This is a genomic window from Pseudomonas abietaniphila (assembly GCF_900100795.1).
In the GTDB taxonomy this organism is placed as follows: Bacteria; Pseudomonadota; Gammaproteobacteria; order Pseudomonadales; family Pseudomonadaceae; genus Aquipseudomonas; species Aquipseudomonas abietaniphila.
The window spans coordinates 650,762-673,891 of sequence record NZ_FNCO01000001.1 but is presented as its reverse complement, the minus strand read 5'-3'; the positions used below and the strand labels follow the sequence as shown (position 1 = coordinate 673,891).

Genomic DNA, 23,130 nt, shown 5'->3' with positions numbered 1-23,130 from the left:
CTACCAGCGGCACCTTTGAGGAGTAGAACGAATGATTGTCGAATTGCGCACCTATCACTGTGCACCAGGACGTCTGCCTGCCTTGCACGAGCGTTTTACCAGCGCCACCTTGGGATTCTTCGAGAAGTACGGGATCAAACAGATCGGTTTCTGGACCAACCTGACCGGGCCAACCAACCAGTCGCTGACCTACCTGTTGCAATGGGAAAACCTGGCCGAGCGCGAAACGAAGTGGAATGCGTTTCAGAGCGATCCCGAATGGATCGCCAAACGTGCGGCGAGTGAAGCACAGGCGATTATCGTGGAGCGGATCGAGAACCAGTTCCTGGCGCCGACGGTTTATTCGGCGTTGCGTTAAACCTGGCTGTGACTGTGCCCATTCGACAGTCTCAATGGTGAGGGTGCCTGGGTTCGGTCTGACGCCGAACCTTCAGCCCCGTCATCAACGGACGAAATCAATAGATACGCGGGTCAGAAGCGCCGGTTACTGCACTGAATGCCCCGCATCCACCGCCAGCATTTGCAGCACGTTCTTCGACGCGTTCTCGACGTGCAACAACGCCGCCGCACAGGCGCCTCCTTCGTCCCGCAACTGAATGTTGCGCACGATTTCCTGAAGCTCGGCCAGGGTGTGCGGCATCCGCCCTTCCCGGCCCAACGACAGTGCGCGGAGCAGGCTCACGCGGTTGTTCAACTGCTCCAGCATGCCGCCGACCACCCGGCTCTGCTCGATGTCCAGCAGCACATGGTAGAAACGTCGTTTGATGTCCAGCAATGCCGCACCGTCGAGGGTCGCGGTGTGGGATTGTTCGACGAACTCATCGAACACTTCAGCCAGTTCGCGAACGTCTTCATCACTGGCATGGCGGACAAAATTGCGCACTGCCAATACTTCCAGGGCGCCGCGCACGTCGTAAATCTGTACCGCATCGTTAGCGTCCACCGACGCGACGTAAGCACCGCGATGTGGCACCTGCTCCACAAGCCCTTCGGCCTCAAGCTGCCGCAACGCCTCACGCAGCGAGGTGCGGCTGACGTCCAGCGCGGTGTACAGCTGCTGCTCCACCAGTCGATCACCGGGTTTGAAACGACCCGAGATGATTTCATTGCGCAGTGCATCCTGCACTTGATGCCGCAAAGACGACGCCTGGCGTTGTACTTTCATGCTGTATTCCCGAAGACCTATGAATTTCATGGCTGCCACCCTTCTCGAGGAAGAAGACGCCGGATCGAATCTGGCGACCGATCCTCATGATCGGCCCCGCCAGAAGCAATCGTATTGTATTACAGCTCTTTTCGGAAAAATAAAATCGGTCTTCTTCAACTGGGGCGCACCACGTCTTCAGGAGGGTGATTCATCAGCGGCGTTCACCACACCGCAATCGTCGAATCCGCCCTCGGCTCGGTCCCTCCGCACAACACGCCGCTGACGGGATCGCGCACGATGATCTGCCCACGACCGTAATCGGTGGAATCGTAGGTGATGCTGATGTCGTGCCCTCGCCGGGCCAGCCCTGCCGCCAGAGCCTTCGACGCGCCCTGCTCGATGCCAATTTTCATGCCGCCCAGCCACTGCCAGCGCGGTGCGTCCAGCGCCGCCTGCGGGTTGAGGTCGAAGTCCACCAGGTTCATCACCATCTGCACATGCCCCTGGGGCTGCATGTAACCGCCCATGACACCAAACGGACCGACCGCCTGATCGTCCTTGGTCAGGAAGCCGGGAATGATCGTGTGGAAGGTCTTTTTGCCCGGTGCCAGGCAGTTGGCATGGCCTGGATCAAGGCTGAATTCCTGCCCGCGATTCTGCAACGCGAGGCCGCTGTCCGGCAGTACTACCCCAGAACCGAAGCCGTGGTAGTTGCTTTGAATGAACGACACCATGTTGCCCTCGGCATCGGCCGTCGCCAGATACACCGTGCCGCTGGCCTGCGGGTCACCAGGTTGGGGTGCTTGCGCCTGATCGCCGATCAACGCCCTGCGCTGGTCGCTGTAGCGGTCGCTCAACAGATCAGCCACTGCCACGCGCATGTGATCGGGATCGGTGATGTGGTGCAGGCCGTCGCTGTACGCCAGCTTCATGGCCTCCAGTTGCCGATGCCAGGTCAGCTGACTGTCGCGATGATCGAACGTAAAGCCTTCAAGGATCTTCAAGGTCATGAGTGCGACCAGGCCCTGGCCGCTGGGCGGGATCTCCCAGACGTCGTAGCCGCGATAACGGATGCTGATCGGGTCGACCCATTGCGCACGAAAACCCGCCAGGTCTTGTGCCCTCAAATAGCCGCCGGTTGCGCGGGCATGAGCGTCGAGTCGCTGTGCCAACGCCCCGCGATACAGGCTTTCGCACTCGGTGGCGGCCAGTTCTTCCAGGGTCTTCGCCTGGGCCGGATTGCGGAACAGCTCCCCGGCTTTCGGCGCGCGCCCGTCGATGAGGAAGGTCTGGAACCAGCTGTCCATCACCGGATCGCGATGAGCACTGAACTCGTCGAACGCGATTTGCCATTGATGAGCAACCACCGGGGACAGCGGGAACCCGTCGCGGGCCAGGCTGATCGCTGGCTGGAGGAGCTCGGCAAACGGCAGTTTGCCAAAGCGTCGGGACAGCTCTGCCCAGGCCGACGGACAACCAGGCACCGTCACCGGTGTCCAGCCGTACATCGGCATCTGTTCATGCCCGGCCGCCTTCACAGCCTCGATACTCAATGCCGCCGGCGCATGGCCGTTGGCGTTCAGTCCGTGGAGCTGGCCCTTGCACCAGACCAGCGCGAAGGCGTCGCCGCCAATCCCGCAACCGGTCGGTTCGACCACGGTCAACGCGGCCGCTGTGGCAATGGCGGCGTCGATCGCATTGCCGCCCTTTTGCATGACTTCAATACCCGCTTGTGCCGCCAGCGGTTGCGACGCGGCCACCATGCCGCGGCGAGCGAACACGCTCTGGCGTTGCGACGGATAGGGGTATTCGTGAGCAGAAAATTTCAACATGACGAACGCTCTTCAGAAAACTGGATTCATTGCCCGGACTTGATGCGGTTCCATTCACGCGTGATCAGGCGCTGGATGTTGTCCGGCAGATCGGCAGACACGAAGGTGTGGTTGATCACCTCGTCGCCCGGATAGATCCCCGGATTGCCGCTGACCTTCGGGTCCATCAAGGCAGTGGCGTCGGTGTTCGGGTTGGCATAACCGACGTAGTCACTCACCGGCGCGATGACTTCCGGACGCAGCAGGTAATTGATGAACGCATGGGCGTTGGCGACGTTGCCGGCATCCTTGGGAATCGCCAGCATGTCGAACCACAGGTTCACACCTTCCTTGGGGATCAGGTAACGGATGTCGACGTTCTTCCCGGCTTCTTTGGCGCGTGTCTGCGCCTGCATCACGTCGCCCGAATAACCGACCGCCACGCAAATATCGCCGTTGGCGAGGTCAGCCGTGTACTTGGACGAGTTGAAGTAGGTCACCGACGGGCGCAGTTTCATCAGCAAGGCAGAGGCCTTTTTGTAGTCGTCGGGTTTCACGCTGTTGGGGTCAAGGCCCAGGTACAACAGGGTCTGGGGAATGATCTTCACCGGCGCGTCGAGAAACGCCACACCGCAGCTTTTGAGCTTGGCCAGGTTGTCCGGGTTGAGCACCATCGACCACGAATCCAGCACCACGTCCTTGCCCAGCACCGCGCGCACTTTCTCTTCGTTGTAGCCGATCCCAACCGTGCCCCACATGTACGGCACGGCGTAACGATTGCCCGGGTCCGCGGCTTCCAGACGCTTCATCAGGCGCGGGTCCAGGTGATTCCAGTTGGTCAACAATGACCGCTGCAACGGTTGGTACGCACCCGCGCGAATCTGCTTGGACAGAAACTGGCTGGAAGGCACCACCAGGTCATACCCCGAATGCCCCGACAGCATCTTCGCTTCGAGCATTTCGTTGGTGTCGAAGATGTCGTACTGGACCTTGATCCCGCTGTCCTTTTCGAAGTTTTTCAGGGTGTCGGGGCCGATGTAATCCGACCAGTTATACATCTTCATCACGCCGTCGGCGGCATGCGCCACCGGCAGGAAGGCAACAGAGCACAGAGCAGCGGCAAAGCAGAATGAACGCATGACGATTTCCTTGTGAGCGTTACAACACGCGGCTGAGAAAGGCTTGGGTACGGGGATGGGTGGGACGGCTGAAAATCTGTTCGGGCGGGCCTTGTTCGATCAGTTCGCCCTGATCAAGCACCACCACACGGTCGGCGACTTCGCGGGCGAAGCCCATTTCGTGGGTCACGACCACCATGGTCATGCCGTCTTCGGCAAGCTCCTTCATGACCTGAAGGACTTCGCCAACGGTTTCCGGGTCCAGCGCGCTGGTCGGTTCGTCGAACAACATGGCCTTGGGTTTCATGGCCAGGGCGCGGGCGATCGCCACCCGCTGCTGCTGACCACCGGACAGCATCGAGGGGTAATGCGCGGCCTTGTCTGCCAGGCCGACCCGGGCCAGCAGTTCACGGCCCTGGATCAACGCCGCCTCGCGCGAAACACCGAGCACGTGAATCGGCGCTTCGATGATGTTTTCCAGCGCGGTCATATGTGCAAACAGGTTGAAGCGCTGGAACACCATGCCGATATCACGCCGCTGGCGTGCGATATTGCGTTCCGAATCACGCACCAGACGGCCATCGGCGCGTTCGCGATAGCCCATCGGCTGGCCATTGACCCGGATGCGCCCGGACTGGATGTCTTCCAGCAGATTGATGCAACGGATGAACGTGGTTTTCCCCGAGCCCGAGGCGCCGATCAGCACCACCACTTCCCCGCGACGGACCTGCAGGGAGATGCCCTTGAGGATTTCCAGATCGCCGAACGACTTGTGAACGTCCAGCGCTTCGATAATCAGTTCTTCGCTTTGATGCGCCATCTCAACGCCCCCTCAACAGTTTCATCGCACTGCGGCCAAACATGCGTTTCGCCGCCGGGGGTTGACGATCGGACTGGCCGAAGCGTTTTTCCAGCCAGCGCTGGAAAAACCCCCACAGCGTGGTGAGCATCAGGAAATAGATCGCGACGACCAGGTACAACTCAAAGACCCGGAACGTTGCCGACGTCACCATTTGCGTGCTCAGCAGCAACTCCTGCACGCCGATCACACTGACCAGCGTGGTGTTTTTCAGCATCACGTTGAACTCGTTGCCCAGTGGCGGCACGATCACCCGGAACGCCTGTGGCAGCACGATACGGCGCATCAATTTGCCGAAGGTCATGCCCAGCGACCGGCCGGCCTCATACTGGCCCTTGTCCACCGCACCGATGCCCGCGCGAATGATCTCGGCCATGTAGGCGCCTTCATTCAGGCCCAGGGCGATGATCGCCGCCTGAATGTTGCCCGGCACGATGAACCAGCCCAGGTCGATGTCCTCGAAACGAAAGATGCCGCCCGCCGCCAGCGCGGTGTAGAGAAAGACGATCTGCACCAGCAACGGGGTGCCGCGCATCAGCCAGACGTAAAAGCGAACCGGCAGGTTCAGCAACGGATTCTTCGACAGGCGCATCAAGGCGGCGATCAGGCCCAGCGTGCAGCCGAGCAGCATCGCCAGCACGCTGATCAGGCAGGTCAGCCACAGCCCGGTGAGGTACACCCCGCTAGGCTGCAACAGGTACTGCCAGAACACTTCCCAATTGAAATTCATCGGTCTATTCCGTTCTGCGGGATTTCAATCGAGCTTGTCGCTTTCGACGTGCCATTTGGCGAGAAGCTGCGTGTAGCTGCCATCGCTGCGCATGTCGCTGATCACCTGCTGCACGGCGGCGGTCAGTTGCGGGTCGCCCTTGCGAATACCCAGCCCGGTCAGAATCCGGCTGAAAGCGGGAACGCCTTCCTGGAACAGGTCGGGCGCCATGTTGGCGTAGTAACCGGCGGTTTCCACCGTGGTGCCATACGCGTCGACCTGGCTGATGCGCAGCGCCTGGAAGGCATCGGTGTCGGTGTTGTACACCACCAGTTTGAGCGGCGGCTTGCCGGCCTTGGTCAGGGTTTCATTCTGGGCGTCCAGCAGGGTCTTGATGGTGGAGCCATTGAGCACCGCGACCTTGTGCCCCGACAGATCGTCCAGCGACTTGATGCCTTTCGGATTGCCTTTGGGCACCACCACCGACTGGCTGGAGTACATGTAGTTGACGATGTTGATCACTTCCCGGCGCTCGGGTTTGTCGAACAGCTGATCGACGATCATGTCGCACTGTTGCGCCAGCAACGCCGGTACCAGGCCGGAAAACGGAATGACCCGCCACTCGACTTTCTTGCCACCCAGACGCTTGGCGATTTCCACCCCGAGATCGATGGTCAGGCCCACCGGTTTCTGCGCAGCATCGAAGGACACCAGCGGTGGCGAGTCCATACCGGAGCAATAGGTGACCTTGTCGACCTTCTGCAGACGGTCCGGCACGGTCGGGTTTGCGAACACCAGAGGTGCACACAGACTCAGGGAAACGAGGGCGGCGAGCGCGGCGGGTTTGTGCATGACGAAAGCTCCGATTTCGGTAAGAAAGTAAGGGCAGTTCTAAACGTCGATACAGGGTGACCGGGTGTCTCTGGCGGACTGGCTGCCCGCTTCTGGTGTTGAAAGAGAGTCAGGCGCTCATGCTGGTTTCTGCTGTTCGAGAAACGCAATCAGGCTGGGAATCGTGCCGTCGATGTGGTCGCGCAGGACGAGCTCCGCCTGATCGGCATCGCCCGCGCGCAGCGCCTCGAGAATGACCGCGTGTTCGTCGCGGGCGCTCAACGGCTTCTCCCCATGCTCCAGCCAGACCCGCATGTGCGGTTCGATGGCCGTGTACAGCGCAGAAATCTGGCGCATCAGTCGCGCACGCCCGCTGATGCTGCAGAGGTATTCATGGAATGCACGGTGGCGCCCTACCCACTCCGAACTGTCGTCGCGGTAGTCGTCCATGTCGTCGAGCAGGCGTTCGAGGTGGGTCAGGTGACGCTCGGTGATGTTCGGCACGGCGACCCGAATCGCCAGCCCTTCCAGAGCGCTGCGCATTTCGAACACTTCGCGCATTTCTTCGATGTTCAGCCCGCTGACCACCGCGCCGCGATTAGGCCGCAAGGTGACCAGCCCATCGGCCGCCAAACGCCGAAACGCCTCGCGTACCGGCATGCGGCTCATGCCGATCTCCGTGGCGATGTCTTCGGCGATGAGCCGTTCGCCCATGCGGTACGTGCCCTTGCAGATGGCATCCAGCAAAAAGGCGTAGGCCTCTTCTTCAGCGGTGACAGGTGGGCGGTCGGCGTATCCGGGTACGAGTCGCATGGCATTACCTTTTGAATTTTTGTATCCAATCATCCACGGATACACAAAAGCAAAAGCAGTGCCAGCTCGATGAATCGTGCGGCAACTCGATGAACCTGTTACGAATTTTCAGCATTACCGTGCGCTAAGCCGTCACCGTGGACTGCTACCGATTGGATCAGGCGTGGGAATGAACGCACCACCATCAAGCACAGGTGTGCGTTTGGGAAACGCGGAAATGACAGCGAATCGTTACGGGTGACGGATCACTGATTCGATCTGCAGCATGGCCGGCAGCAACGCGTCGGCTATTGCCTGGGCCTTTGGCGTGGGCTGCATCTTGCGATTACGCCGCAGAAACAAGGGGTCGCCGAAACACTGGCGCAACCGCACAAGCGATCCACTGACCGCAGGCTGAGTCACACGAAGATGACGGGCCGCTTCACTGACGCTGCGTTCGCGAAAGACCACCAGAAAAGTCAGCAGCAGATTCAGGTCAATGCCTAGCAGAATGTCTTCATTCAGGGACATGTCAGGTCACCTCATTCGCATCGACGACGAAGCTGTTGAACTGGATATGACTGATGGCCCCGCTCCACAGCAATTCCATAAAGCCGGTCAGTTCAGGGTGAGAGAAATGCGCTTGCATCTGAGTCTCGGACTGCCAGTAACCGCTGACGATCCATGACGCGTTGTCATGTTTGCTGGCAGTAAAGGTGTAGGCGACACACGGGGTCGTGCTGTTCAAAACGTCAAGCATGCGGGGCAAACGCGTACCGACCTCGTTTGAACGACCTTGGTTGGCGTGTATCTCTACGGTATTGATGGCCGAAACAAGCATCATCCTCTCCTGCGATAAACGATCGGGCAAGTCTGACGACCGGAGGCTTGCGGATAAACCACAGGTTTGGAGTTTCAGCGTTGCGGATTAAGTGACAATTAAGCAGAGCTGGCTGAACAGAGGACCCTCATGGCAGGCCGCAGACTTTACCTGTGGAGTCAGCTTGCTGACGAATGCGGCGTGTCATTCAGCGGTGATGTCACTGACCCACCGCATTCGCCACTGTCGTAACCTCCAGCAGCTCCCACAGGGTGCGCGGCAGGCACGGGGTCTCGGGTTATCCGGGCTTCTGCTGTTTTATGCGTACTACGGAGCATGGTTCTTACAAGGAGCGTGCGCGATGGTCGCCGAGAAACCTGACCTTGTGTCCATTTTTTTTTGCGCCTGCCGCCTCGCCACCAACGACGCGTCATCTGTAGGAGCTGCCGGAGGTTACGACGGTGGCGAATGCGGTGTGCCATTCATCATGGATGCCGCTGATCCACCGCAGTCGTCGAAATGCCGCCCAGACCAAGCTCGCTCCCACAAGTCATATGGCGTTCAACCGGGATGCCCGATCAGAAGTTACCTTTCAAGGCTTCAAGACCGCCGTCGTAGACGCCCTGAAACAACGCTTCGGCCTCGGCATCGGAAATGCCGTTCGGGGTAAAAATACCGGACCATTCGACCAAGGCCTCGTTGTCGCCCTTGGGACTGACTTTAAGCGTCGCCAGATAGCCCGTCACCGGGAACGGACCTTCAGTGATCGAGTAGCTGTACGTGCGTGCCTGATTGTCGTAAGACTGAAGACGTTCGCTGATTTTCTCGCCGTCCTGGGTCGTGAGGTCGCGAACGCGGCCACCTTCGGCGGACTCGCTTTTGGCGATGAACGGCAGCCAGTCGGGCAGCGAAAGAAAACCGCCCACGAGTTCCCAGACCTTGTCCGCTGAAACCGGGATGTGAACGGATGCAGATGCTGTAGCCATGATGATTCTCCAGAAAATTGTTCAGATAGCCAGGCTGTCGACGACACCGCCATCGACACGCAAGGCAGCCCCGGTGGTCGCCGAGGACAGTGGCGATGCGAGGTACGCAACCAGATTGGCCACCTCGTCCACTTCCGCAGCGCGCTGGATGATAGACGAAGGCCGTGCACGACGGACAAAATGATCGGCTTCTTCACGGGCGCTGCGCCCGGATTCGGCGATAGCGTCCTTGAGCATTTCCTCGACACCGTCGGTGAACGTCGGCCCCGGCAGAATGGCGTTGACGGTCACGCCGGTCCCCGCCAGGCGCTTGGCCAGCCCGTGGGAAACCGCCAGATTCGCCGCTTTGGTGGTGCCATAGTTGATCATGTTGGCGGGGATCGCGACGCCGGACTCGGACGAGACAAAGATCACCCGGCCCCACTTGTTGGCCACCATGTCATTGACGTAGTGCCGCGACAGGCGAACCCCGGAAATCACGTTCACCTCGTAGAAGCGCGTCCACTCCTCGTCGGGTGTGTCGAAGAAATCCACTTCGTTGAAGATGCCCAGGTTGTTCACCAGAATGTCCGCGCGGGGTTCGGCCTCGAACAGACGTTGTGCACCGTCGGCGGTGCCCAGATCTGCCACCACACCGCGCAGCTGCGCATCCGGCACGTCTCGCTTGATCGCGGCAATGGCTTCGTCGACCTTCGCGGCCGCACGGCCGATGATCACAACGGTTGCACCGGACAGCGCCAGCGCCTTGCCGATACCCAGACCAATGCCAGCCGTTGAGCCGCTGACAATCGCAAGCTTTCCACTTAAATCAATTTTCATCGTACACCTCAGAAATGTGGGTTTGGCCGGGGCCGCTGGAGCGGCACACAGTGGCCGGTCACCTGCGCGATGACGTTGAACCGAAGCGTAAGGCGATCAACAAAGATCGTCCAAGACGTGGGTTAGATGAGTTGAGTCTCCGAACGTCTTACCCATCGAGTCTGTGTCCATCCGAACACAAATAACCTCGTCTTTCCCTTCAGTCGCGTAGGACTCTGCCGATAACGTTGTCAGAACTGATACAAATACGGACGAATGCCGTCCAACAAAACAAACAATAGAGACGTCCCGGCCCGACAGAGCGCCGGGTTCAAGCCTTTAGCTTGACTCAGGCGCGTGCCCACGTTGCCGCCGCTGCCAAGGAAGCCGAGATGATCGTCAATACTGCTTCAAGCGCTGCACTTGCAGCCTACTCCAGCGCTGCCACCCGCAAAGCCTCGACTGACACCAGCTCGGTGCGCACCGACAGCGACCCGGTCGACAGCAACAGCCAGACGGGCAGCACCGACTCGGTGAGCCTGTCAAAAACGTCCACAAACTATAGCCAGTCAATCGCCAACTACTCAGCCTTCTTCCCGGTACGTTCAGGCATGGCCGCCGATGCGCTGGTGCTGGGTGTGTCTCAGCCTGGCGCAACGTCCAGCTCCAGGGACAAGGCGTTCGCCGACGTCGCGACCGACGCCCGCAAGCGCATGGATGACAAGTACGCGCTGATGAAAGCCAGCGGCAAAGCCTACGACGGCAGTGACACGGACCGAAACTCGCTGATGGGTGATCTGGACCGGCGTTCGCTGTACGCCGTGGCCACCAACCAGGGCGGTCAGTTCAGTGCCGAAGAGCAAACCGCAGCCAAGGGCCTGATGCGCCAGCAAGAGCGTCTGGCCACCGGTTATTACAGTGGGCCGGCGGATCAGGAAAAGAACTTCACCGACCCCTACGCCAACGACCCGGTGGGTCGTGCAAAGGCGGCGCTGGCCTTCCTCGACAACATGGGGCCGGAAGAAAAAGCCGATCCGCAGTGGCTGATCCAGCACCAGACCCTGAGCGATGCGCTGGCACAGACCGGCACCGACGACTCAACCACGAAGAAAGACCCAGGCCATTTCCATAATCTGTCGGAGATTCTGGCAGGCATCGACACCGACGGCTCAGACAGCAAAAAGCCCGGCAGCGATGAGAACTCCGCCAGCTATGTGTTCGAGCAGGTTCAGGCCGCGTTGCGGGCGACGCAGTAATTCAAAAGCGCTGCCATCGACCACCAACACATCAACCTGTGGGAGCGCATTCATTCGCGATGGGGTGACCCAGCCGATAGACACCTATCGGCGGTACCGCCCTATCGCGAATGAACTCGCTCCCACAGACGTTGCGAGTGACGGGCTCGTTTACTTGGCGGTAAACGCCGAGTAGCTGTTCATCAGGTTACGGTAGTTCGGAATGCGCTGGGACAACAGGTTGGCCAGGCCTTCCATGTCGTTGCGCCAGTCGCGTTGCAGCTCGCACGCCACCGAGAACCAGTTCATCAACTGCGCACCGGCCGCCGTCATGCGCGCCCAGGCGGCTTTCTGTACCACGTCGTTGAAGGTGCCCGACGCATCGGTGACCACGAACACATCAAAACCCTCTTCCAGCGCGCACAGCGTCGGGAACGCCACGCACACATCAGTCACCACGCCCGCAATGATCAGTTGCTTGCGTCCGGTGGCCTTGATCGCCTTGACGAAGTCTTCGTTGTCCCAGGCGTTGATCTGACCTGGACGGGCAATGTAAGGCGCATCCGGGAACATTTCTTTCAGCTCAGGCACCAGCGGGCCGTTCGGGCCGGATTCGAAGCTGGTGGTCAGGATGGTTGGCAGTTTGAAGAACTTGGCGCAATCGGCCAGAGCCAGCACGTTGTTCTTGAATTCGTTCGGCGAGAAGTCCTGCACCAGCGAGATCAGGCCCGTCTGGTGATCGACCAGCAGCACGACGGCATCGTTGATATCCAGACGCTTGTAGGGAACGGTCATGGTTGACTCCAGTTATGTAGGTGACAGGTGTGTGCGAGTGCCAGCGGACTGCGCCGGCGGATAGCCTCGCCGGTGAGTCCCGGCGAGGTGTTTCATGCTCTTTCGGGCCGTGTCGTCAGAACGCGAAGCACGAGCAGCCAAACGCGCCCCAGAACCCCTGGAAGTCGCTGACCGGCACTTTCGATTGACGGGCCTTGTCATGGCTGTGGGCATGCACGGTGCATGGGCCGCTGCACTGGTGAACGGCCGCCGCCATCGGCGCACCCGGACGCCAGTGCCCAGGCACCTTCGCCACCGGCGACCAGTCCGGCAGCACCGGTACGCTTGGCGGGGACAACTGATCAAACTCCTGGGTGCCGTAGACCACCTTGCCGTCGACGACCGTCAGCACCGACTCGATCCACTTGATCGACTCTTCCGGCACGCTGAAGAAATCCTGCGACAGGGCGACGACGTCCGCCAGTTGACCCACTTTGATCTGACCCTTCTTGCCCTGCTCGGACGAGAACCAGGCGCTGCCACGGGTGTACAGCTCGAGCGCGGTGTCCCGCGAAAGCCCTTCGGGGTACAGCTCCAAACCGCCCACGGTACGACCGCTGACCATCCAGTACAGCGAGGTCCATGGGTTGTAGCTGGACACGCGCGTCGCGTCAGTGCCCGCACCGACCGGCACGCCTTCGGCCAGCATCCGCTTGATCGGCGGCGTGTGCTCGCCGGCCTTGGCGCCGTAACGCTCGACGAAGTATTCGCCCTGGAACGCCATGCGGTCCTGAATCGCAATACCGCCGCCCAGCGCTTTCACGCGTTCGATGTTTTTCGGGGTGATGGTTTCGCAGTGATCGAAGAACCAGGGAATGCCGTTGAACGGGATCTCGCGGTTGACCTTCTCGAACACGTCGAGCATGCGCGAGATCGACTCGTCATACGTGGCGTGCAGACGGAACGGCCAGCGGTGCTCGACCAGATGCCGCACCACCGGTTCCAGGTCCTGTTCCATGCCGGGCGGCAGGTCCGGACGAGGTTCGAGGAAGTCTTCAAAGTCCGCCGCCGAGAACGTCAACATCTCGCCCGCGCCGTTGTGACGCAGGAAGTCATCGCCCTGATGCAACGTGACCGAGCGGGTCCAGTTCTTGAAGTCGTTGAGCTCTTCTTTCGGCTTCTGGGTAAACAGGTTGTAGGCGATGCGCACGGTCAACTGCTTGGCTTCAGCCAGTTGCGTGATGACGGCGTAGTCATCCGGGTAGTTCTGGAAACCACCGCCGGCGTCGATCGCACTGGTCACGCCCAGGCGGTTCAACTCGCGCATGAACTGGCGGGTCGAGTTGACCTGGTATTCAAGCGGCAGTTTTGGTCCTTTCGCCAGGGTCGAGTACAGAATCATCGCGTTCGGTTTGGCCACCAGCATGCCGGTCGGGTCACCGTTGCTGTCGCGCACGATTTCACCGCCCGGCGGGTTTGGCGTGTCACGGGTATACCCGGCGACGCGCAGCGCAGCACGGTTGAGCAACGCGCGGTCATACAGGTGCAGGACGAACACCGGGGTATCGGGCGCTGCCTGGTTGAGCTCTTCCAGGGTGGGCATGCGCTTTTCCGCGAACTGGAATTCGTTCCAGCCACCCACCACCCTCACCCACTGCGGGGTCGGTGTGCGGTCGGCTTGCGCCTTGAGCATGCGCAAGGCGTCGGCCAGCGACGGCACGCCTTCCCAGCGCAATTCGAGGTTGTAGTTCAGGCCGCCACGAATCAGATGCAAGTGCGAGTCGTTAAGGCCCGGGATCACCGTGCGCTTGTGCATGTCGATGACCTGGGTCGCACTGCCGCGCAACGACATGATTTCAGCGTCGGTGCCGACCGCGACGAACTTGCCGTCGCCGATCGCGACCGCGCTGGCCTTGGGTTTTTCCTGATCAACGGTGTGAAAGTTGCCGTTGTAAAGAATCAGATCGACGTTCATGGGGCCTCCGGCGGCTGAAGAGTGAGAAGCACCGACGGCGAAGCCGGTGACAGGCATTGAAGAGAAAATGGCGGCCGCAGCGCTGAGCAATGAGCCTTTGGCGACGAAGCTGCGACGCTCGCTGCTGGCCGGGGCTTCATCGCCCGGATCATCCTTCATGATCAGCTCCGGGCATGGGTTCAGGCTTGGCGTTAAGCCATGGCGCAAACAACCGGGTCGCCTGAGGCATCAGCAGGTAGACCACCAGCAGCACGATGGTGATGGTCACCAGTGCCGTGCTGATGACGTAATTGCCCAACGGTGGAAAGGCACGGAACACCGGGCCCCATAGGAGCGGGATCAACAGGGTCAGCGGGCAGATCACGAAAAAGGTGACGACCGCCTGCTTCCATCGTGGCGGCGGTGAACTGTCGCTGGCCGGCACAAACCAGAATTCGTTGTGTCGGTTGACCTCGGTGAAATCGCCGTCAGCGAGCATCGGCGCCGCTTCAGCGACCAGTTCCCGGCGTTGCGCCGAGTCCAGCCAGCTTTGCATGACCTCGGTTGAGCAGAACCGCAGCACGCAGGTGAACATGTGCAGACCGTCGGTCTTGCCACGAATCACGTCCACGCCCAGATGTCCCGGATAAGTGGCCGCAATCGCCACGGTGCGCCGCAGCCATGCTTCGTATTGCGCCTCCATGCCCGCCTTGACACGGTGCTTGATCACCAGCGTGACGATCTCGTCGGGCGACAGTTTCGAGGTCGGCGTGACCTCGGCAGACAAGGCGGAATCAGGCATAGCGAAGCGCTCCGGGCAAACGAATATTGAGCGCCAGACGGCCAGGACCGGCGATCAGCACACTGGTAAAAATGATGATCAGCAACCAACCGAACTGGCCTTGATCAACGCTCCAGTCGCTGTGCACCACGACCAGTGCCACCAGCAGCAGGAAGAGAATAGGCAGGCAAGCGATTCGCGCCAGTACGCCCGTCAGAATCAGCAGCGGGCACAGCACCTCGGCGAAGATCGCCATGCTCAGGGTCAGGGGTGCGCCCAAATGGAAAGGGTCTTCGATCAGGGATAACTGCGCCTTGAAGTTCAGCAGCTTCGGCAGCCCGTGCACGAACAGCAGGAACAACGCGCCACTGGCCCGCAGAAACAAAAGCCCCAGGTCCTGCGCACGGTCGTCGACAGTTGAATAGCTCATCGCACACCCACGAATTCAGCGATACCCGTCTAGCCGAATCAACGTGGACGGGAGGTGAAGCCATAGTGTCGTGGTGGGGTATTCGGGTCTTGAACAGACGTGCTGTGAATGGACGGTTTGTGCGCGGGGAAAAAGTTACCGCTTGTTTCCGGACCATCCCGAATGACGCAGAGCGTCATTGAATGTGTCAACACGCGGAGCGCGGGAACAATCATCAGCGCAAAGCGCGCTGTGGCTTTTGATCTTCATACCGCAGCAGGCCAGACACCACAAAACGCGACTTGGGTGCAGGCCAAACGCAGACGGCGCGCAGTGGGTCGAGTGGCATGGATGCCGCGAGAGCGCCGTCAGGACATGGATGTCCGTTCGGCGCGGGCCCACGGAGCGTCGTCGGAGTGCGGGTACCCGACGAAGTCGGGCCTAACCGGGCGCCAGGACCCTTGGTGACTTGGGGATGGTCCGGCATTCCGGTTTTCAAGTAACCCGCCGAAGGCGGAACAGTTTGGCCGTTAGGACAAACCAAACCATCAGCGTCACCTCAAATAACGGAAATTCACACCCTACATGTGAGCTTGGTCTGGGCCTGGAGGTGGACCACCGTCAGTGGCCACTACTGATTTCAACGATACTCCCGACTTCAGTTGGCTTCCTGAATCTGCCCCTTGCGCTCCATGATCATCCGCTCGCCGCTCTGCTGACGCTGCTGTTGCAGGGAGTCGGAGGTGCCGCCTGAAGAAGATGAGCCTGAGGTCGCGCCGGGCCGCAATGCAGGGTTGGTCGTGCCCACACCGTTGTTGTTCACGCCGCTGTTGTTCATGCCGTTCTGGTTGCTGGAGTTCTTAACACCGTTGGTGCCCGTCGCAGTGGTGTTATTGCTGTTGCTGCCATTGGTGTGGGTGGCATCGGTCCCGTTGGCGTTCGTGCCATTGGTGCCCGTCGCGTTGGTGTTGCCGCTGTTACTGCCGTTGGTGTGGGTGGCGTCGGTGCCGTTGGCATTAGTGCCGTTCGTCCCCGTCGCATTCGTGTTGCCGCTGTTCGTACCGTTGGTTCCGGTGGCGTTGGTGTTACTGCTGTTGGTGCCGTTAGTCCCGGTGGCGTTGGTGTTACTGCTGTTGGAACCGTTTGTGCCGGTCGCGCCGGTACCCGAGGCGCCGCCGCCCGCGGAGCCCGCCGCACCCCCCGCTGCGCCACCGCCCGCTGCACCACCGCCACCAATGCCCGAAGCGGCGAGCATCAACGGCAACGAAGCCGGCGGCTGCGCCATGGCACCACTCGACACGGAGGTTGTGGCTGCAAACAACAAACACATCAAGGTCTTGTGCGAGCTGATCATCATCGTCTCTCCAGAATTCCCGCAAGGGTCTTTTCGTTCGAGGACAGACGATCATCAGCGTTCGCTTTTTTTACGCCTCAATACCTCGGCTTGAGCGCTTTCCAGTCCGGCTTGTACTTCTGCATCTGCTTCACGTCGTCCCGTGAACGGATGCCGCAGGTCAGGTACTGGTCGTTGAGTTTGCCCAACTGGTCATAGTCCAGCTCAAGCCCCAGGCCTGGCTCGCGAGTGATTTTCACGCACCCGTCGACGATCCGCAGCTTGCCGCCCTTGATCACTTCTTCGTCCGGCTCCTGCCATGGGTAGTGGGTGTCGCAGGCGAAATCCAGATTCGGCACCGCCGCGGCCACGTGCGTCATCGCCATCAGGCTGATGCCCAGGTGCGAGTTGGAGTGCATCGACACCCCCAGGCCGAACGTCTCGCACATCTTCGCCAGCGCCTGGGTGTCGCGCAGGCCGCCCCAATAGTGGTGATCGGCGAGGACGATCTGCACGCTGTTCTGCGCCACGCTGCGACGGAACTCGTCAAAATCGGTGACCACCATGTTCGTCGCCAGCGGCAAGCCTGTGCGCTTATGCAACTCGGCCATGCCGTCTAGGCCCGGCGTCGGGTCTTCGTAGTACTGCAGATCGTCGCCCAGCCGTTCGGCCATGCGCAGGGACGTTTCCAGCGACCAGTTGCCGTTCGGGTCGATGCGCAGCGGGTAACCGGGGAAAGCTTTCTTCAGGGCCTTGATGCACGACACTTCATGTTCCGGATCGAGGGCGCCGGCCTTGAGTTTGATGCTCTTGAAGCCGTAGGCCTCGATCATCCGCCGCGCCTGGGCGACGATCTGCTCCTCGCTCAGTGCCTCACCCCAACTGTCCGGCGCATAAGGCGCGTCGGCGTGCTGCGCGTATTTGAAAAACAGGTACGCGCTGAACGGCACCTGATCGCGCACAGCACCGCCGAGCAGGTCCACCAGCGGCAGGTTCATCGAACGCGCCTGCAGGTCGAGGAAGGCGACTTCGAACGCCGAATACGCGTTGCTCACGGCTTTGCTCGCGTGCGAGCCCGGTGCCAGTTCGGCGCCAGCAATGCTCGCCGGTTTGTGGGCCGCGACCGTGGCTTTGACCACGGCTTTGAGCTGCGCAAGGTTGAACGGGTCCATGCCGATCAACTGGCTCTGCACCTGTTGCTGGATCGCCAGCGCCGGGGCGTCGCCGTAGCTTTCGCCCAGACCGATATACCCGTTGTCGCTCTCGATTTCGATGATCGAGCGCAGCGCGAAGGGTTCGTGGATTCCGCTGGCGTTGAGCAACGGCGGGTCACGGAACGCAATCGGAGTGACAGTAACGCGTGTGATTTTCAAAAGATGTCTCCCGGTCAATCTGGGTTTGAGGCTCGGCTCGAAACGGGTCTGGGGTCACTTGGCAGCGCGCAGCGCCACCGGCTTCTCAATCGAGGGGGCGAGCGCGACGTCTCGCGGCTTTCCCGGTTGTTCACCGTTGGGCGTGGTGCGGGCAAAGAAGATCACCACCGCAGCCACCAACGAGGTGATCGCCAGGCCGTAAAGGCCGCCCTGAATCGAGCCGGTGGTTTGTTCGAGGAAACCAAAAGCGGTCGGCGCGACGAATCCGCCAAGGTTGCCGATGGAGTTGATCAGCGCAATCACCGCCGCGGCGATGCGAGCGTCCAGATAGCCTTGAGGAATCGGCCAGAACAGGGCCGAAGCCGCCTTGAAACCAATCGCCGCGAAGCAGATGGCGACGAAGGCAAAGACCGGCCCGCCGATGGTCGACATGAACATCCCGCAGGCGGCAATCACCAGCGTCACGGCGACCCACGCCTGTTGGTGCTTGAAGCGCGCGGCCAGTGCAGCAAAGCCATACATCGCCACGATGGAAATGATCCACGGAATCGAGTTGAACAGGCCAACCTCGAAGTCACTCATACTGCCCATCTTCCTGATCATGCTCGGGAGCCAGAATGTCGCGCCGTAAATCGTCAGCGCCACCGAGAAGTAGATGAAGCAGAACAGCAGGATCTGCCGGTCCGCCAGCAACTTGAAGATCGACGGCTTGATCACCTGTGCCGCTTCACGGGCACGCTGCTCTTCTTCGATCGCACGGATGAGTGCGCCCTTCTCTTCCTCGCTCAGCCACTTGGCTTCGCGGGGATGGGACTGCAACCAGAACCAGACAAAACCGCACAAGGCAATGGAGGCAAAGCCCTCGATGATGAACATCCACTGCCAGCCGTGCAGGCTCAGACCGCTGACGCCCAACAACGCACCGGACACAGGACCGGAAATCACCGACGCAATGGCCGAGCCGCTGAGGAAGATCGCCATCGCCTTGCCACGCTCGGTCGAGGGCAGCCATTGGGTGAAGTAATAAATGATGCCGGGGAAGAAGCCCGCTTCCGCCGCACCGAGGATGAAGCGCAGGACATAAAAGCTGGTTTCACCGCGCACGAACGCCATGGCCATCGCCGCTGCGCCCCAGGTGAACATGATGCGGGTCAGCCAGGCGCGGGCGCCGAATCGTTGCAGCAGCAGGTTGGACGGGACTTCGAAGAGCGCATAGCCCACGAAGAACAGGCCGGCCCCCAAGCCGTACGCCGCTGCGCCGATACCAAGGTCGGTTTCCATGTGGCTGCGCACGAAGCCGATGTTCACCCGGTCGATGTAGTTGACGATGAACATGATGACGAACAGCGGCAGTACGTGCCGCTTGACCTTGGCAGCAGCGCGGGCAAGTACGGTCGGGTCCGTCGTGGGATTGAGGGTATTCAAAGGGCAACTCCCGTTCATTGTTTTTTTGGGGATGCGCCGATGATGGACGCCGGTATTGTTCCCGTCTAATCTAGATTGACTGTTGATTGATACCCGGAATATATCAATGTTCGAACTCGCTCAACTGCGCTGCTTCACCACGGTTGCCACGGAACTCAACTTCCGCCGGGCCGCCGAACGGCTGAACATGACCCAACCGCCGTTGAGCCGACAGATTCAGTTACTGGAGCATCATCTGGGGGTTGAGCTGTTCACGCGCAGTACCCGCAGCGTGGCCCTTACGGCTGCCGGCCGCGCCTTTTTCATCGAAGCCCAGACGCTGCTGGAGCACGCGCAACAGGCCGCACTCGCCGCCAAACGGATCGCCGAAGGGGATATCGGGTCGGTGACCATCAGTTTTGTCGGCAGCGCGGTGTATGAGTTTCTGCCGAAAGTCATCGCCGAGGCCCGCCTCAGTCAGCCCCACGTGAAAATCTCACTGACCGAAATGAACACCTATTCCCAGCACGAAGCCTTGAGGGCCCGGCGTATTGACCTGGGTATCGTCCGCGCGCCACTGCTGCAGGCGGGGTACGAAACCGAATGCCTGGTGCGCGAGCCGTTCGTGCTCGCCGTGCCCGGCAGCCATCCGCTGGCCAGCGCGGCTGCGGTCAGCGTGCAGGATCTGGACGCGCAACCCTTTCTGATGTATTCGCACTCCGCCTACCCGCCGTTCAACGAACTGCTCACCGGCACGCTGCGTTCCGCGCAAGTGGCGCCGGAGTACGTGCAATGGCTGGGCTCTTCACTGACGATTCTGGCGCTGGTGAACGCGGGGATGGGCTTGGCGTTGGTGCCGCGCTGCGCCACCAATGTGGTGTTCAAGAACGTGGTGTTCCGCGACATTGACCTGGGCGAAGGCGTGCAAAGCGAGCTGCACCTGGTCTGGCGTTCGGACAACGATAACCCGGCGTGCATGATGTTGCTGGAGGCGATTCGTGCGGCGGTGAAGGCAGAAACGGCGTAGCGGGTGCGGCCCGGTCAGGCCGCGCCCCTACTCACGTCAGGTGCGATGGGCGACCGTTGCGGCGTCCGTCGCCTCGGGTTGGTCCGGCGTGACCGACAGCGGCTCGATCTTGCCGACGATGAACAGGTAGCTGAACGCTCCCAGCAACGCGAATGCGCCTGCGGTCATCAACGGCGCCGTAAACGAGCCGTTGCCCATCACCAGCATGAAGCCGGTAAACGTGGTGATGAAGATCCCCGCCGTGTTCGACGCGAAATTCTGGATGCCGCCGATGGAAGCGACGTGAGCCGGCGTCGGCGCCACGTCGGCGGGCAGGCACCAGATGCTCGCACCGGCAAACGCCAGGCTCGCATATGCCAGGCTGAAGAACGCGAGCATGGCGTAGGTGTTGGCGGTGAATACCGACAACGAGATGCTTGACGACATCAGCATGCCGCCGACGATGCAGGTCTTGCGGGCTGCGGTCAGGCTCCAGCCACGACGGTACAACGCATCTGAGGTCAGGCCGCCGACCCAGCCACCGACAATGGATGCAATGGCCGGAATGGTCCCCAGCGTGCCGAGGGACTTCAGCGAGAAGCCGCGTTCGGTGACCAGATAGGTCGGGAACCAGGTGATGAAGAAGTAGATGACGAAGTTCAGGCAGAAGAAGCCGAGCATCATGCCCCACAGCGTGCGGTGGCGGAACAGCGATGCCCACTTTACCCTGGGGCGGGCGGCGACGGCCGCGACCTTGCCGGCCTCGTGCTGCTCGATGGCGGCGACGGCCTGCGGCTCTTTGTAGATCAGCCACCAGCCGATCACCCAGATCACGCCCACGGCGCCGGTGATGACGAACGACGCGCGCCAGCCCCAAAGTTCGATGATCAGCGCCACGACCGGAATCGACAGCGCCGAACCGACCCGCGAGCCGCTGTCGAAAATGCTGGTGGCAAACCCGCGCTCTTTCACATCGAACCATTGACTGACGATCTTGGCGCAGGACGGATACGCCCCCGCCTCCCCCACGCCCAGCATCAACCGACAGCCGAACATCGTAGCCAGACTGCTGGCCGCGGCCGTTGCTGCCGTGAACAGCGACCACCAGGCCACCGCCAATGGCAGCGCGATCCTTGCGCCGACCTTATCGACGAACCAGCCAAAGGGCATTTGCATCAGTGCGTAGGTCCAGAAGAAACCGCTGAGCAACAGGCCCATTTGCCCCGAGCCCAAGCCGAGTTCTTTCTGGATATAGGGCGCCGCAACCGCGAGGTTGGCCCTGTCGATGTAGTTGATGGCGACGGCAAGGAAACAGAGAAAAATGACCAACCAACGACCTTTCTGCATAGCGAGTCCTCCTGATTATTTTTATGAGTAAGACTTCGTGCGCGCTTCGGACAGGGCCTTGAACCTGGATTCACGCATGACTTTTAAACGCGTTCACACCGCATTAAAAATCGCGAATTGGCCTGACCAAATATCCGAATGCAGCCGATACTAGACCCGAAAAGGACGGTATGGGAATCACGTGAGCGGCTTTTTTCACATTTTTTTGCCAGTCGGTAGCGATTTGCATAATTTGGCCTGACCAATCTATGCTCCGCTCAACCGTCTTCCAAGAGGCTCTGCAAGGGCGACAGACTCGGACAGCAACTGTAGGCGCGCGCTTGCCCGCGATTGCGATTGACCTGCGACCAATTCGTTAACTGGCACAACGTAACCCATAACAAAAAGGACTCCGCGATGAAGATGACTTTCCGTTGGTACGGGGAAAGCGACCCCGTGACCCTCCAGTACATCCGCCAGATCCCCGGCATGACCGGCGTCGTGTCAGCCATCTACGACATCCCCGTCGGCGAGGTCTGGCCGCTGGAAAAAATCGCCGAGCTCAAAGCCACCGTGAATGCCCATGGGCTGGACCTCGACGTCATCGAAAGCGTGCCGGTGCATGAAGACATCAAACGCGGCCTGCCCAGCCGTGATCACCTGATCGACAACTACGGCCAGACCCTGCGCAACCTCGCGGCGTGCGGGATCAAGGTGGTCTGTTACAACTTCATGCCGGTGTTCGACTGGACACGTTCGACGCTGGCCATGGAACTGCCCGATGGCTCCACCACACTGGCCTTCGACGTCGCGGTCATTGAACAGGCGAACCTCGACAACGGCATCAGCCTGCCGGGCTGGGACGTCAGCTATGAACCTGAAACCCTGAAAGCGTTGATCACCGAATACGCTCAGGTCGACGAAGCCACCCTGCGCGAGCGTCTGGCGTATTTCCTGGAACGCATCATCCCGGTGGCCCGCGACGCCGGAATCAAGATGGCCTTGCACCCCGACGACCCACCCCGCTCCATGTTCGGCATGCCACGGGTGGTGAAAAACCGCGAAGACCTCGCGCAGGTCATGGCGATGGTCGACGACCCGGCGAACGGCCTGACGCTGTGCTCGGGCTCATTGGGCGCCGACCTGGGCAATGACATACCGTCGCTGGTCCGGGAATTCGGCAGCCAGGGCCGCATCCACTTCGCCCACCTGCGCAACGTCAAGGTCAACGAAGCCGGTGACTTCCACGAAACAGCCCACCGCTCCGAAGACGGCTCCCTGGACATGGCCGAAATCGTCAAGGCCTACGTGGAAACCGGCTTCGGGGGCTACTACCGCCCCGACCACGGTCGCATGATCTGGGGCGAAACCGGCAAACCGGGGTACGGCCTGTACGACCGGGCGTTGGGCGCGGTGTATTTGAACGGCTTGTGGGAAGGGATTCGCAAGGGGATGCCAACAGCGCAGTGAGCGATGCGTGGATGGCGGTCAGCTCTAACCGAGGAGGTCAATCGGGTTATGTCCCTGAATCAGACCTGAGGCCAGCATGCAGAATCAACAGCAGCGATGATCAACTGTGGGAGCGAATTCATTCGCGATTGGCCGGGATCAAGCACATCTCTGTTGCCTGAGCCTGTTTCGCGAATGAATTCGCTCCCACAGCG

General features: G+C 60.6%; 23 protein-coding genes. 4 read left to right on the top strand and 19 right to left on the bottom strand.

Features of this window, described 5'->3' with window-relative positions; translation table 11 throughout:
- The first annotated feature begins 31 nt into the window (after positions 1–31).
- A complete protein-coding gene (locus BLS87_RS02790; RefSeq protein WP_074749953.1) occupies positions 32–358 on the top strand; it encodes an NIPSNAP family protein in 327 nt (108 codons plus the stop codon).
- A 126-nt stretch (positions 359–484) separates the two neighbouring features.
- Here BLS87_RS02790 and BLS87_RS02785 read toward each other — a convergent pair whose 3' ends face one another.
- From BLS87_RS02785 to BLS87_RS02735, 11 genes are all read right to left on the bottom strand, one after another.
- Positions 485–1,165, bottom strand: a complete 681-nt coding sequence (locus tag BLS87_RS02785) for a GntR family transcriptional regulator (RefSeq protein ID WP_083370582.1) — start codon at positions 1,163–1,165, stop codon at positions 485–487.
- Between the two features lie 203 nt (positions 1,166–1,368).
- A complete protein-coding gene (locus BLS87_RS02780; protein ID WP_074749949.1) occupies positions 1,369–2,979 on the bottom strand; it encodes a gamma-glutamyltransferase family protein in 1,611 nt (536 codons plus the stop codon).
- Between the two features lie 26 nt (positions 2,980–3,005).
- Positions 3,006–4,097: a polyamine ABC transporter substrate-binding protein gene (locus BLS87_RS02775; protein ID WP_074749947.1), complete on the bottom strand. Its 1,092-nt coding sequence runs from the start codon at positions 4,095–4,097 to the stop codon at positions 3,006–3,008.
- A gap of 19 nt (positions 4,098–4,116) precedes the next feature.
- Positions 4,117–4,896, bottom strand: a complete 780-nt coding sequence (locus BLS87_RS02770; protein ID WP_074749945.1) for an amino acid ABC transporter ATP-binding protein — start codon at positions 4,894–4,896, stop codon at positions 4,117–4,119.
- A gap of 1 nt (position 4,897) precedes the next feature.
- Positions 4,898–5,665 carry an amino acid ABC transporter permease gene (locus BLS87_RS02765; RefSeq protein ID WP_074749942.1) on the bottom strand — a complete coding sequence of 256 codons (768 nt, stop codon included), beginning with the start codon at positions 5,663–5,665 and terminating at the stop codon, positions 4,898–4,900.
- A 24-nt stretch (positions 5,666–5,689) separates the two neighbouring features.
- A complete protein-coding gene (locus tag BLS87_RS02760; protein WP_074749940.1) occupies positions 5,690–6,496 on the bottom strand; it encodes an ABC transporter substrate-binding protein in 807 nt (268 codons plus the stop codon).
- A 117-nt stretch (positions 6,497–6,613) separates the two neighbouring features.
- Positions 6,614–7,288, bottom strand: coding sequence for a GntR family transcriptional regulator (locus BLS87_RS02755; protein WP_074749938.1), 675 nt, complete (start codon positions 7,286–7,288; stop codon positions 6,614–6,616).
- Positions 7,289–7,519: 231 nt separating this feature from the next.
- Complete coding sequence (locus BLS87_RS02750) at positions 7,520–7,798, bottom strand: helix-turn-helix domain-containing protein (protein ID WP_074749936.1); 279 nt, start codon at positions 7,796–7,798, stop codon at positions 7,520–7,522.
- 1 nt (position 7,799) lies between these two features.
- Positions 7,800–8,108: an antibiotic biosynthesis monooxygenase gene (locus BLS87_RS02745; protein WP_074749934.1), complete on the bottom strand. Its 309-nt coding sequence runs from the start codon at positions 8,106–8,108 to the stop codon at positions 7,800–7,802.
- 557 nt (positions 8,109–8,665) lie between these two features.
- On the bottom strand, positions 8,666–9,073 hold the full coding sequence (locus BLS87_RS02740; protein WP_074749932.1) for an SRPBCC family protein: 408 nt from the start codon (positions 9,071–9,073) through the stop codon (positions 8,666–8,668).
- A 21-nt stretch (positions 9,074–9,094) separates the two neighbouring features.
- Positions 9,095–9,892 (bottom strand): SDR family NAD(P)-dependent oxidoreductase, encoded by a 798-nt coding sequence (locus BLS87_RS02735; protein ID WP_074749930.1) that lies wholly within the window; start codon positions 9,890–9,892, stop codon positions 9,095–9,097.
- A 371-nt stretch (positions 9,893–10,263) separates the two neighbouring features.
- On the opposite strand from BLS87_RS02735, the gene BLS87_RS02730 reads away from it, so the two are divergent.
- On the top strand, positions 10,264–11,127 hold the full coding sequence (locus BLS87_RS02730) for a hypothetical protein (RefSeq protein ID WP_074749928.1): 864 nt from the start codon (positions 10,264–10,266) through the stop codon (positions 11,125–11,127).
- Between the two features lie 150 nt (positions 11,128–11,277).
- Here BLS87_RS02730 and ycaC read toward each other — a convergent pair whose 3' ends face one another.
- The 7 genes from ycaC to BLS87_RS02695 form a co-directional block, all read right to left on the bottom strand.
- Positions 11,278–11,901, bottom strand: coding sequence for an isochorismate family cysteine hydrolase YcaC (gene ycaC, locus BLS87_RS02725; protein ID WP_074749926.1), 624 nt, complete (start codon positions 11,899–11,901; stop codon positions 11,278–11,280).
- Between the two features lie 115 nt (positions 11,902–12,016).
- Entirely contained in the window at positions 12,017–13,855 is a 1,839-nt protein-coding gene (locus BLS87_RS02720; protein ID WP_074750254.1) for an amidohydrolase, read from the bottom strand.
- A gap of 148 nt (positions 13,856–14,003) precedes the next feature.
- The gene (locus BLS87_RS02715; protein WP_074749924.1) at positions 14,004–14,636 is read right to left on the bottom strand and encodes an antibiotic biosynthesis monooxygenase; all 633 of its coding nucleotides are present in this window, start codon (positions 14,634–14,636) and stop codon (positions 14,004–14,006) included.
- Positions 14,629–15,045, bottom strand: a complete 417-nt coding sequence (locus BLS87_RS02710; RefSeq protein WP_074749922.1) for a DoxX family protein — start codon at positions 15,043–15,045, stop codon at positions 14,629–14,631. Before BLS87_RS02710 ends, BLS87_RS02715 begins: the two co-directional genes overlap by 8 nt.
- A gap of 637 nt (positions 15,046–15,682) precedes the next feature.
- On the bottom strand, positions 15,683–16,381 hold the full coding sequence (locus BLS87_RS34095) for a hypothetical protein (RefSeq protein WP_074749921.1): 699 nt from the start codon (positions 16,379–16,381) through the stop codon (positions 15,683–15,685).
- Between the two features lie 74 nt (positions 16,382–16,455).
- Entirely contained in the window at positions 16,456–17,730 is a 1,275-nt protein-coding gene (locus BLS87_RS02700) for a glucarate dehydratase family protein (protein ID WP_074749919.1), read from the bottom strand.
- Between the two features lie 54 nt (positions 17,731–17,784).
- Positions 17,785–19,173 (bottom strand): MFS transporter, encoded by a 1,389-nt coding sequence (locus tag BLS87_RS02695; protein WP_143024273.1) that lies wholly within the window; start codon positions 19,171–19,173, stop codon positions 17,785–17,787.
- A gap of 88 nt (positions 19,174–19,261) precedes the next feature.
- Here BLS87_RS02695 and BLS87_RS02690 point away from each other — a divergent pair, with 88 nt between their 5' ends.
- Positions 19,262–20,161, top strand: coding sequence for a LysR family transcriptional regulator (locus BLS87_RS02690; RefSeq protein WP_074749915.1), 900 nt, complete (start codon positions 19,262–19,264; stop codon positions 20,159–20,161).
- A 36-nt stretch (positions 20,162–20,197) separates the two neighbouring features.
- Here BLS87_RS02690 and BLS87_RS02685 read toward each other — a convergent pair whose 3' ends face one another.
- Positions 20,198–21,487, bottom strand: a complete 1,290-nt coding sequence (locus BLS87_RS02685) for an MFS transporter (RefSeq protein WP_074749913.1) — start codon at positions 21,485–21,487, stop codon at positions 20,198–20,200.
- 396 nt (positions 21,488–21,883) lie between these two features.
- Here BLS87_RS02685 and uxuA point away from each other — a divergent pair, with 396 nt between their 5' ends.
- Positions 21,884–22,936 carry a mannonate dehydratase gene (gene uxuA, locus BLS87_RS02680; RefSeq protein WP_074749911.1) on the top strand — a complete coding sequence of 351 codons (1,053 nt, stop codon included), beginning with the start codon at positions 21,884–21,886 and terminating at the stop codon, positions 22,934–22,936.
- Positions 22,937–23,130 lie beyond the last annotated feature (194 nt).

Excerpts from the sequence above, each read along its gene's own strand:
- BLS87_RS34095 (WP_074749921.1), bottom strand. The coding sequence starts at position 16,381 with ATGATGATCAGCTCGCACAAGACCTTGATGTGTTTGTTGTTTGCAGCC.
- BLS87_RS02740 (WP_074749932.1), bottom strand. The coding sequence starts at position 9,073 with ATGGCTACAGCATCTGCATCCGTTCACATCCCGGTTTCAGCGGACAAG.
- BLS87_RS02735 (WP_074749930.1), bottom strand. The coding sequence starts at position 9,892 with ATGAAAATTGATTTAAGTGGAAAGCTTGCGATTGTCAGCGGCTCAACG.
- BLS87_RS02715 (WP_074749924.1), bottom strand. The coding sequence starts at position 14,636 with ATGCCTGATTCCGCCTTGTCTGCCGAGGTCACGCCGACCTCGAAACTG.
- BLS87_RS02710 (WP_074749922.1), bottom strand. The coding sequence starts at position 15,045 with ATGAGCTATTCAACTGTCGACGACCGTGCGCAGGACCTGGGGCTTTTG.
- BLS87_RS02790 (WP_074749953.1), top strand. The coding sequence starts at position 32 with ATGATTGTCGAATTGCGCACCTATCACTGTGCACCAGGACGTCTGCCT.
- BLS87_RS02695 (WP_143024273.1), bottom strand. The coding sequence starts at position 19,173 with ATGAACGGGAGTTGCCCTTTGAATACCCTCAATCCCACGACGGACCCG.
- BLS87_RS02765 (WP_074749942.1), bottom strand. The coding sequence starts at position 5,665 with ATGAATTTCAATTGGGAAGTGTTCTGGCAGTACCTGTTGCAGCCTAGC.
- uxuA (WP_074749911.1), top strand. The coding sequence starts at position 21,884 with ATGAAGATGACTTTCCGTTGGTACGGGGAAAGCGACCCCGTGACCCTC.
- BLS87_RS02760 (WP_074749940.1), bottom strand. The coding sequence starts at position 6,496 with ATGCACAAACCCGCCGCGCTCGCCGCCCTCGTTTCCCTGAGTCTGTGT.
- BLS87_RS02785 (WP_083370582.1), bottom strand. The coding sequence starts at position 1,165 with ATGAAAGTACAACGCCAGGCGTCGTCTTTGCGGCATCAAGTGCAGGAT.
- BLS87_RS02770 (WP_074749945.1), bottom strand. The coding sequence starts at position 4,896 with ATGGCGCATCAAAGCGAAGAACTGATTATCGAAGCGCTGGACGTTCAC.
- BLS87_RS02750 (WP_074749936.1), bottom strand. The coding sequence starts at position 7,798 with ATGTCCCTGAATGAAGACATTCTGCTAGGCATTGACCTGAATCTGCTG.
- BLS87_RS02690 (WP_074749915.1), top strand. The coding sequence starts at position 19,262 with ATGTTCGAACTCGCTCAACTGCGCTGCTTCACCACGGTTGCCACGGAA.
- BLS87_RS02745 (WP_074749934.1), bottom strand. The coding sequence starts at position 8,108 with ATGCTTGTTTCGGCCATCAATACCGTAGAGATACACGCCAACCAAGGT.
- BLS87_RS02775 (WP_074749947.1), bottom strand. The coding sequence starts at position 4,097 with ATGCGTTCATTCTGCTTTGCCGCTGCTCTGTGCTCTGTTGCCTTCCTG.
- BLS87_RS02780 (WP_074749949.1), bottom strand. The coding sequence starts at position 2,979 with ATGTTGAAATTTTCTGCTCACGAATACCCCTATCCGTCGCAACGCCAG.
- BLS87_RS02720 (WP_074750254.1), bottom strand. The coding sequence starts at position 13,855 with ATGAACGTCGATCTGATTCTTTACAACGGCAACTTTCACACCGTTGAT.
- BLS87_RS02730 (WP_074749928.1), top strand. The coding sequence starts at position 10,264 with ATGATCGTCAATACTGCTTCAAGCGCTGCACTTGCAGCCTACTCCAGC.
- BLS87_RS02755 (WP_074749938.1), bottom strand. The coding sequence starts at position 7,288 with ATGCGACTCGTACCCGGATACGCCGACCGCCCACCTGTCACCGCTGAA.
- ycaC (WP_074749926.1), bottom strand. The coding sequence starts at position 11,901 with ATGACCGTTCCCTACAAGCGTCTGGATATCAACGATGCCGTCGTGCTG.
- BLS87_RS02685 (WP_074749913.1), bottom strand. The coding sequence starts at position 21,487 with ATGCAGAAAGGTCGTTGGTTGGTCATTTTTCTCTGTTTCCTTGCCGTC.